The 10,527-nt window shown below is 37.6% G+C and carries 4 protein-coding genes, 1 tRNA gene, 3 rRNA genes and 2 pseudogenes; all 10 read right to left on the minus strand.

Annotation, left to right across the window (positions count from 1 at the left end; all coding sequences use genetic code 11):
• Positions 1–160 precede the first annotated feature (160 nt).
• Positions 161–649 (minus strand): annotated as a pseudogene (locus DR020_RS03580) (CinA family protein); the annotation flags it as partial.
• 96 nt (positions 650–745) lie between these two features.
• On the minus strand, positions 746–1,696 hold the full coding sequence (locus DR020_RS03585; RefSeq protein ID WP_058993891.1) for an ROK family protein: 951 nt from the start codon (positions 1,694–1,696) through the stop codon (positions 746–748).
• A gap of 80 nt (positions 1,697–1,776) precedes the next feature.
• Positions 1,777–2,013: a hypothetical protein gene (locus DR020_RS03590; protein ID WP_055260268.1), complete on the minus strand. Its 237-nt coding sequence runs from the start codon at positions 2,011–2,013 to the stop codon at positions 1,777–1,779.
• 159 nt (positions 2,014–2,172) lie between these two features.
• A complete protein-coding gene (locus DR020_RS03595) occupies positions 2,173–4,191 on the minus strand; it encodes an elongation factor G (protein WP_112365279.1) in 2,019 nt (672 codons plus the stop codon).
• 192 nt (positions 4,192–4,383) lie between these two features.
• Positions 4,384–4,458: transfer RNA gene (locus DR020_RS03600), tRNA-Asn, on the minus strand.
• Between the two features lie 6 nt (positions 4,459–4,464).
• Positions 4,465–4,582 (minus strand): 5S ribosomal RNA (gene rrf / locus DR020_RS03605).
• A 102-nt stretch (positions 4,583–4,684) separates the two neighbouring features.
• Positions 4,685–7,586 (minus strand): 23S ribosomal RNA (locus tag DR020_RS03610).
• Positions 7,587–7,784: 198 nt separating this feature from the next.
• A 16S ribosomal RNA gene (locus DR020_RS03615) occupies positions 7,785–9,294 on the minus strand.
• The 16S, 23S and 5S rRNA genes sit together here with 1 tRNA gene alongside, the layout of an rRNA operon.
• Positions 9,295–9,609: 315 nt before the next feature.
• Positions 9,610–9,894 (minus strand): AbgT family transporter, encoded by a 285-nt coding sequence (locus tag DR020_RS12715; protein ID WP_265327731.1) that lies wholly within the window; start codon positions 9,892–9,894, stop codon positions 9,610–9,612.
• Positions 9,831–10,524: pseudogene (locus DR020_RS12675) on the minus strand (AbgT family transporter). The gene DR020_RS12715 and the pseudogene DR020_RS12675 overlap by 64 nt, the downstream one beginning before the upstream one ends.
• Between the last annotated feature and the right edge of the window lie 3 nt (positions 10,525–10,527).

Below are 10,527 nucleotides of genomic sequence, written 5' to 3' on the forward strand. Positions count from 1 at the left end.
AATAGCCTCTCCCCCATTTTATTTATATAGGTAGTTGTTTCAATTAAATAACTACCTCCCCTTATAAACTTACATTTCTTAAATTTTGATTCTTGTATTATTTTCTTATATATTAAATTAATTAAGTTCTATATTTTACCGATAAATACTCAATTACATATTACTTTATATATTCTAATAAAAACTCTAATGCACTATTTACAGCTTGTAACCTTATTTGTTGCCTATCACCTTTAAAATTAAATTTTTTATAAAATACTTCTCCATTTATACAAAGCCCCATATACACAAGCCCAACTGGCTTTTCATATGTTCCACCACCAGGTCCTGCTATACCAGTTGTAGAAATTCCAATCTTAGTATTTGCTACTTTACATATTCCTCTCGCCATTTCCTCTGCAGTCTCCTTGCTTACAGCACCAAAAGCATCTAAAGTATCTTTGCTGACACCTATTCTTTTCATTTTAGCTTCATTGGAATAAGTTATAACTCCTTCCATAAAAACAGAAGAAATTCCACTATAGTTTATAAGAGTTCCTGCCAATAACCCTCCTGTACAAGATTCAGCTGTTGCTATTGTTAATCCCTTACTAATCAATATTTCTCCAATTATATTCTCTATTTTTTTTTCCATACAACCCTCCAAATTTCATAATATATATTATTATATCTCTATTTTAAACATTTATAAAATTCAGATAAAAAAAGAGTTAGCTTTTTGCTAACCCTTCTGCATTGTCTATAATTATTTACTTTCTAATAAAGCTAATGCAACAGCTCCAACAACTCCGGCATCTGTTCCTAATCCAGCTTCAACTATTTTACAATGTTTAGCCATTGACTTAAAGCATCTTTGATTTACAACTTCTTGCACTTTATCAAATACAACTTGACCTGCCTTTGATACTCCACCACCTATAACAACCATATCTGGGTCAAAAATTGCTATAGCATTAGCTACTCCAATTCCTAAATAATTTAAAGCTAAATCTCTTATTTCAGTAGCCACTTTATCTCCAGCAGCTGATTCTACAAATACTTCATAAGAAGTTACTGTGTCATATTTTTTTAGTGATGTTTCAACATTTGTTAATACAGCTTCTCTAGCTCTTCTTGCTATGGCAGTACCTGAAGAAACCGCTTCTAAACATCCCACATTACCACAATTACATCTCATTCCTGTTTCTGAAGCAACTGTTGAATGACCTATTTCTAATGCATTTGATGTACTTCCTCTGTATATCTTACCATTTAAAATAGCTCCTCCACCAACTCCGGTGCTAACAGTAAAAAATATCATGTTTTCAGTACCTTTTCCTGCACCAAACATAAACTCACCTATTGTCGCAACATTAGCATCATTATCTAAGTAAACAGGTACATTAAATTTTTCCTTTAAAGGTCTAACTAAGTTAAAGTTTTTAAATGGAAGATTTGGTGTTGTTATTATTATACCTTCCTTAGCATCTAATGGTCCTGGAGAACCAATTCCAATAGCTTTTACTTCATTTATAGTTATTTTTCCGTCAACTACAACAGCTTCAACTGATTCTATTATCCTACCTAATACAGGCGCTTCACCTTCAAATGCATCAGTTGGTACAGTATATTTTGCAACTATATTTCCCTCTAAATCTGATAATGCAGAACTTATTTTTGTTCCTCCTAAGTCTATTCCAATTACGTAATTTTTCACTTTTAGTCCTCCCCAACAATAAAAAATTATATTATGTATATTTATATATTATACCATAATTATTTTACGTTTACATTATCTTATGAAATTTTATATGCATTTATATTATAAATTCCTTTACCATTATACCCTTCATTATGTATTTTAAATCTATTATCATTTAAAATAGTATAGATCATATCAATATTATTTTTATTAATTCCGTTTATTGAAATCGCAAATGAATCTTTATCATTTATAATCTCCATATAATCACATATTGTTTCATAATAAGATGCACTTATTTCTCCATTTATATCCATTTTATAATTGCACATAAATATCACCCTAACTTAACTTAATATAACATTAATATTTACTTTAATTAATATTTTATACTCATTACAAAATATATTATGATTAATTTAAAATTTATACAAATAAAAATAAGATATATTAAAACTATATTTAATTTTAATATATCTCATTCTTACATTCTATAAATTATTATTTCTAATTATTTTATTTAACTCACTACTTGGAACTTCAGCATATCTTTTAAATTTCATATTAAAACTACCTCTCGCTTGAGTTATAGACCTTAAATCAGTAGCATATTTAAAAGATTCAACCTGAGGAATTTCAGCAGTTATAACTTGCATATTTTCTTTAGGCTCGATTCTTAATATTCTCCCTCTTTTTTTATTAATATCACCTATAACTTCCCCCATATATTCATCAGGAATCCTTACAACGAACTCCATTATAGGCTCTAAAAGAACTGGATTAGCTTGCTCTAATCCCTTTTTATAAGCTATTGATGTAGCTATTTTAAAAGCCATTTCTGATGAATCAACAGAATGATAAGAGCCATCATAAAGTGTTGCCTTAAGTCCTATTACAGGATATCTAGCTAAAACACCATGTTTTGCACACTCTTTCAATCCTTTTTCTACAGCTGGTATAAAATTCTTAGGAACTGTTCCCCCTACAACAGCATCAATAAATTCCAACTCTTCAACTCCATCTAATCTTGGTTCAAATTTTATTTTTACATCACCATATTGTCCATGACCACCAGACTGCTTCTTATGCTTTCCTTGTACATCCGCTTTTCCTTTTATAGTTTCTCTATAAGCTACCTTAGGTAACCTTAAAAATACGTCTACACCAAATTTGCTCTTTAATTTACTTGCCAAAACTTCTAAATGGGTCTCCCCCATTCCTTCTATTAATATTTCAGCATTTTCCACATCACTAACTATTTTAAAAGTATTATCCTCCTCTAAAAGTTTATATAATCCTGATGAAATCTTATCTTCATCACCTTTACTTTTTGGAATTATAGCCATTTTTATTACAGGCTCTGGGAATTTTATGCTTGAGGATAAAATCTTATTATTAACATCACAAATAATATCTCCAGTCGAAATACTTTGCAATTTTGCTATTGCGCCTATATCTCCTTTTTTAATATTATAAGTTGGCAATTGATTCTTACCATTTATATAGTATAAATTGCTTATTTTCTCTATACTACCATTAGAACAATTAAGTATATCCATAGATGTATTCAATTCCCCAGTAATAACTTTGAATATTGATAACTTTCCCATAAATGGGTCAATTATTGTCTTAAACACTCTAGCTGAAAATTTTTCTTCTTTACAAGTCTTTTTAAGATTATCTCTCATCTCAACAATAGGATTAGGTGACGGAAAAATCTTATTAATACATTGAATTAATAAATTTATACCTAAACATTTAGTTGAACTCCCACACATGACAGGAATTATATCTCCAGAGATTATTCCATTTCTTAAACCTAAATATATTTCTTCATGCGACAAAGTTCCTACCTCTAAATATTTATTTAGCAAATTTTCATCACTTTCTGCAACTAATTCCATAATATTTTCTTTGTATTTAATTATTTTATTCAAAGTTTCACTATCAACGCCATACACAGAGTTATTATCTTCTAATATATTTAGAACATCGGTAAAATTTTCTTCTACTCCAAGTGGATAATTAATAGGAACAATATTATTACCAAATTGATTTCTTAATTGTTTTAAAATTTTATCATAATTTGAATTTTCTCTATCTAATTTATTTATAAAAAAAGCCCTTGGAATATTCTTTTTTACACAATAGTCCCAAGCCATTTCTGTTCCAACTTGTATTCCATTTACACCACATACTACAATTAAAGATATATCAGAAACTGACATTCCCTTTATTGTCTCCCCAATAAAATCAAAATATCCTGGAGTATCTAATAAGTTTATTTTATTTCTTTCTAATTCCATTTTTAATATTGAAGTATTAATTGACATTTTTCTTTTTTTTTCTTCTAAATCAAAATCACTAGTTGTACTTCCTTCATCAACTTTTCCTAATCTATCAATTGAGTTAGATGAATATAATAAAGATTCAACTAAAGAAGTTTTCCCTACTCCACTATGTCCAACAAGTGCAACATTCCTCAAATCATTAATACCATATTCTTTCATAAATTATATTTTCAGAAAATGTTTTCAAACATTTTCGATTTTACCACCTTTCACTTTCTATTAGTAAAATATATTCTACGATTAATTAAAATATTAATTTATGATAAGTTTCTTGAAATAAATTATTTAAAAAAATAAAAAGAATGTTATCAAAACAGACATAATCTACTTTGATAACATTCTTTTAAAAAATGGCTCCTCCGAGAGGGCTCGAACCTCCAACCTATCGGTTAACAGCCGAGTGCTCCACCATTGAGCTACAGAGGAACATCAACCTGGCAACCACTTACTCTCCCACACAGTCTCCCATGCAGTACCATCAGCCTCTAAAAGCTTAACCTTCGTGTTCGGAATGGAAACGGGTGTTACCTTAAAGAGCATTATCACCAGATAATTTATAACATCAATTACATTCTTATTATATAATAAATTAATTACCTTGTCAATACTTTTTTTATTTTTTAATTACACTAAGTATTAACATAAAGTTAATTAGGTCAAGCCCTCGACCTATTAGTATCAGTCAGCTAAATATGTTACCATACTTACACCTCTGACCTATCAACCTTGTGTTCTTCAAGGGGTCTTACTAGCTTATGCTATGGGAAATCTCATCTTGAGGTGGGCTTCACGCTTAGATGCTTTCAGCGTTTATCCCTTCCCGACTTAGCTACCCAGCTGTGCTCCTGGCGGAACAACTGGTACACCAGAGGTCAGTCCATCCCGGTCCTCTCGTACTAAGGACAGCTCCTCTCAAATTTCCTACGCCCGCGACGGATAGGGACCGAACTGTCTCACGACGTTCTGAACCCAGCTCGCGTGCCGCTTTAATGGGCGAACAGCCCAACCCTTGGGACCTACTTCAGCCCCAGGATGCGACGAGCCGACATCGAGGTGCCAAACCTCCCCGTCGATGTGGACTCTTGGGGGAGATCAGCCTGTTATCCCCGAGGTAGCTTTTATCCGTTGAGCGATGGCCCTCCCACGAGGTACCACCGGATCACTAAGCCCGACTTTCGTCCCTGCTCCACTTGTGGGTGTCGCAGTCAGGCTCCCTTCTGCCTTTGCACTCTTCGAACGATTTCCGACCGTTCTGAGGGAACCTTTGGGCGCCTCCGTTACTTTTTAGGAGGCGACCGCCCCAGTCAAACTGCCCACCTAACAATGTCCTGTGACCAGATTCATGGCCGCCAGTTAGAACTTCAGTACTATCAGGGTGGTATCCCAACGTCGACTCCACTAAGGCTGACGCCCTAGTCTCTCAGTCTCCCACCTATCCTGTACAGACAATACCGAAATTCAATGCTAAGCTACAGTAAAGCTCTACGGGGTCTTTCCGTCCAATCGCGGGTAACCAGCATCTTCACTGGTACTACAACTTCGCCGGATTTGCAGTTGAGACAGTGCTCAAGTCATTACGCCATTCGTGCGGGTCAGAACTTACCTGACAAGGAATTTCGCTACCTTAGGACCGTTATAGTTACGGCCGCCGTTTACTGGGGCTTAAGTTCACACCTTCGCTTACGCTAAGTGTTCCCCTTAACCTTCCAGCACCGGGCAGGCGTCAGCCCCTATACATCAGCTTACGCTTTAGCAGAGACCTGTGTTTTTGCTAAACAGTTGCTTGAGCCTATTCTCTGCGACCTACTCTCATAGGCATCCCTTATTGCTAACTTACGGGATCAATTTGCCGAGTTCCTTAACTGCAATTCTTCCGCCGGCCTTAGGATTCTCTCCTCACCTACCTGTGTCGGTTTGCGGTACGGGCACTACTTCTCTCTCTAGACGCTTTTCTTGGCAGCGTGGAATCATGTACTTCGGTTCCGTAGAACCTTCCCCATAACATCTCATCATTATTACAACGGATTTGCCTATTGTAACTGACTAAATGCTTAGACTAGCATCCAATAGCTAGCACACACTATCCTCCTGCGTCACGCCATCGATAATAACGATGGTAGTGGTACTGGAATATCAACCAGTTGTCCATCACCTACGCCTTTCGGCCTCGGCTTAGGTCCCGACTAACCCTCAGCGGACGAGCCTTCCTGAGGAAACCTTAGGTATTCGGCCTGTAGGATTCTCACCTACATCTCGCTACTAATGCCAACATTCTCACTCGTAATCAGTCCACCACTCCTTACGGTATGACTTCAGCCCGATTACGACGCTCCTCTACCGCTTGAATAAATTCAAGCCCGTAGCTTCGGTGGTAAGTTTTAGCCCCGAACATCTTCGGCGCAGGATCTCTCGACTAGTGAGCTATTACGCACTCTTTTAATGAGTGGCTGCTTCTAAGCCAACATCCTAGTTGTCTTAGAAATCCCACATCCTTTTCCACTTAACTTACACTTTGGGACCTTAGCTGACGATCTGGGCTGTTTCCCTTTTGACCACGGATCTTATCATTCGTAGTCTGACTGCCGAACTTATAGTATATGGCATTCGGAGTTTGATAAGGTTCGGTAAGCGCTATGCCCCTAGCCCATTCAGTGCTCTACCTCCATTACTCATATTCGACGCTAGCCCTAAAGCTATTTCGAGGAGAACCAGCTATCTCCGAGTTCGATTGGAATTTCTCCGCTATCCACAGCTCATCCCATGCTTTTTCAACAGCAACGTGGTTCGGTCCTCCACGAGGTTTTACCCTCGCTTCAACCTGGCCATGGATAGGTCACCCGGTTTCGGGTCTACGACATGCAACTAGTTGCCCTATTAAGACTTGGTTTCCCTTCGGCTCCGTACCTTAAGTACTTAACCTTGCTACATATCGTAACTCGTTGGCTCGTTCTACAAAAAGCACATCATCGCACACATAAGGTGCTTTGATCGGTTGTAGACATATGGTTTCAGGTTCTATTTCACTCCCCTCCCGGGGTTCTTTTCACCTTTCCCTCACGGTACTGCTTCACTATCGGTCATCAGGTAGTATTTAGCCTTGGGAGGTGGTCCTCCCTGCTTCCCACAAGGTTTCACGTGTCTCGTGGTACTCTGGATTAGAACTTGATTACTCTAACTTTCATTTACAGGACTATTACCTTCTACGGTAGAGCTTTCCAGCTCTCTTCAATTAGTTATAGTTTCTCGTTATGTTCTATCCACAACCCCGGAAACAAGTTTCCGGTTTGGGCTCTTTCCCTTTCGCTCGCCGCTACTTAGAAAATCGATTTTTCTTTCTCTTCCTCTAGGTACTTAGATGTTTCAGTTCCCTAGGTTTACCCTCGTTAACCTATTTATTCAGTTAACGATACATGGGTTTCCCATGTGAGTTTCCTCATTCGGAAATCTTTGGATCTCAGACTATGTGCGTCTACCCAAAGCTTATCGCAGCTTATCACGTCCTTCGTCGGCTCCTGATGCCAAGGCATTCACCATACGCCCTTTGTAGCTTGACCTTTGTTTCTATCTTTTAGATAGTTGCAATCAATTTTACAAAGAATAGTAAATTTAATTGGCTTTACTCTATTTATTAATACTTATGTGTAATTTTCAAAGAACATAATTTTGAAAGAACTTAGTCTTTCAAAATTAAACAGATATTTAAGAAGCATTCTTTATTATCATCTTAGTTTTCCTAAGATGTTCTTCCTTAGAAAGGAGGTGATCCAGCCGCAGGTTCTCCTACGGCTACCTTGTTACGACTTCACCCCAATCGCTGACCCTACCTTCGGCCGCTGCCTCCTTACGGTTAGCTTACGGACTTCGGGTATTGCCAACTCTCATGGTGTGACGGGCGGTGTGTACAAGACCCGGGAACGTATTCACCGCGACATTCTGATTCGCGATTACTAGCAACTCCAGCTTCATGTAGGCGAGTTTCAGCCTACAATCCGAACTGAGACAAGTTTTTGAGTTTTGCTCCACTTCACAGTATTGCTTCTCTTTGTACTTGCCATTGTAGCACGTGTGTAGCCCTAGACATAAGGGGCATGATGATTTGACGTCATCCCCACCTTCCTCCCGGTTAACCCGGGCAGTCTCGCTAGAGTGGTCAACTTAATGGTACCAACTAACAATAAGGGTTGCGCTCGTTGCGGGACTTAACCCAACATCTCACGACACGAGCTGACGACAACCATGCACCACCTGTGTTCCTGTTCCCGAAGGAACTTCCCACATTACTGGTAATTCAGGACATGTCAAGTCTAGGTAAGGTTCTTCGCGTTGCTTCGAATTAAACCACATGCTCCGCTGCTTGTGCGGGTCCCCGTCAATTCCTTTGAGTTTTAATCTTGCGACCGTACTCCCCAGGCGGAATACTTAATGCGTTAGCGGCGGCACAGAGGCTTGGGGCCCCTACACCTAGTATTCATCGTTTATGGCGTGGACTACCAGGGTATCTAATCCTGTTTGCTCCCCACGCTTTCGAGCCTCAGCGTCAGTTACAGTCCAGAGAATCGCCTTCGCCACTGGTGTTCTTCCTAATCTCTACGCATTTCACCGCTACACTAGGAATTCCATTCTCCTCTCCTGCACTCTAGATATCCAGTTTGGAATGCAGCTCCCAAGTTAAGCTCGGGTATTTCACATCCCACTTAAATATCCGCCTACGCTCCCTTTACGCCCAGTAAATCCGGATAACGCTTGCCACCTACGTATTACCGCGGCTGCTGGCACGTAGTTAGCCGTGGCTTCCTCCTTAGGTACCGTCATTATCGTCCCTAAAGACAGAGCTTTACAATCCGAAGACCTTCATCACTCACGCGGCGTTGCTGCATCAGGGTTTCCCCCATTGTGCAATATTCCCCACTGCTGCCTCCCGTAGGAGTCTGGACCGTGTCTCAGTTCCAATGTGGCCGATCACCCTCTCAGGTCGGCTACGCATCGTCGCCTTGGTGAGCCGTTACCTCACCAACTAGCTAATGCGCCGCAGGCCCATCTCATAGCGGATTGCTCCTTTGATTGTTAAAAGATGCCTTTCAACAATGTTATGCGGTATTAATCTTCCTTTCGGAAGGCTATTCCCCTCTATGAGGCAGGTTGCCCACGTGTTACTCACCCGTCCGCCGCTAGAAAAGCTCCGAAGAACTTTTCTCGCTCGACTTGCATGTGTTAAGCACGCCGCCAGCGTTCATCCTGAGCCAGGATCAAACTCTCAAATTAAAATATACTAATTTTCTTAGTTTTTATTTGAGTTTTAATCTACTCATATTACTTATAAAAGAATTGCTGGTTTACTTAAATTATCTGTTTAATTTTCAAAGACCATTGTTTTTCTTTTTTCTTTGTCGCCCTCAAGCGACTTCTTTATCTTATCACTTTACTTAATCTTTGTCAACAAACTTTTTAATAATAATTTTTTATTTTTTATTATATTTCTTTAAGTTATTTTTTAATTTGTAATTTTCATTTAATTAATCAAAAACACATAAAAATAACCCCATCAAAAATATTTTCTTGATGAGGCTACTATATATTTTATGCTATACCAAATGGAAGATTAAACATAATCCAAATTATTAAAAGTACTGACCATCCTATTAACAATGCCATAGAATATGGTATCATAGTTGAAATCATTGTTCCAACTCCAGACTCCTTATCATATTTTTCTGCAAAAGATACGATAAGAGCAAAATATGTCATAAGTGGTGATATTATATTTGTTGTTGAATCTCCAATTCTATAAGCCATTTGAGTTATCTCAGGATAATTGACATTTGCATAAGCATTGGTACAAATATTGGTGCCATTATTGCCCACTTAGCAGAAGCCGATCCATGAAATAAATTTATAAATGCAGTAACAAGCACAAAGCTATTAATAATGGTATACCCCTTAATTCCAGTAGCTTGCAAGAAATTAGCACCTTTAACTGCAATTACAGTTCCTAAATTAGTTTTGGCAAAATAAGCTACAAATTGAGATGCAAAAAAACTAATACTAAATATCCTCCCATTGTAGACATTGTCTTCGACATTTGTGCCACTATATCTTTATCATTTTTTATAGTTCCAGCACCAATACCATAACCTACACCTGCTAAGAAAAACAATAATGCTATGGTAACTACTATACTATCCATAAATGGAGATTTTAAAGTGCCCCTGTCTCTGCATTTCTAAGAGGAGCATTTGCTGGTATTGTTAAAAAACCTATAAATATAATTCCTACTAAAAGAAATATCCCAGCAAATTTAAGACCTTTTTTCTCTTTATTTAATGGGTTTAATGCATCCTCTTCAAATCCATCCATTGCACCTTTATATTTTCCAAGCCTAGGTTCAACAATCTTTTCTGTTATTACAGTTCCTATAATTGTTATTAGTATCGTAGATGCTATAAGAAAAAACCAGTTAGATGTTACAGATACAGTTGCTGTTGGATCAATCATTTT

It is taken from the genome of Sarcina ventriculi (genome assembly GCF_900456775.1).
GTDB classification, from domain to species: domain Bacteria; phylum Bacillota; class Clostridia; order Clostridiales; family Clostridiaceae; genus Sarcina; species Sarcina ventriculi.

Coding starts and splice junctions, on each gene's coding strand:
- DR020_RS03590 (WP_055260268.1), bottom strand. CDS start 2,013: ATGTGCAATTATAAAATGGATATAAATGGAGAAATAAGTGCATCTTAT.
- DR020_RS03595 (WP_112365279.1), bottom strand. CDS start 4,191: ATGAAAGAATATGGTATTAATGATTTGAGGAATGTTGCACTTGTTGGA.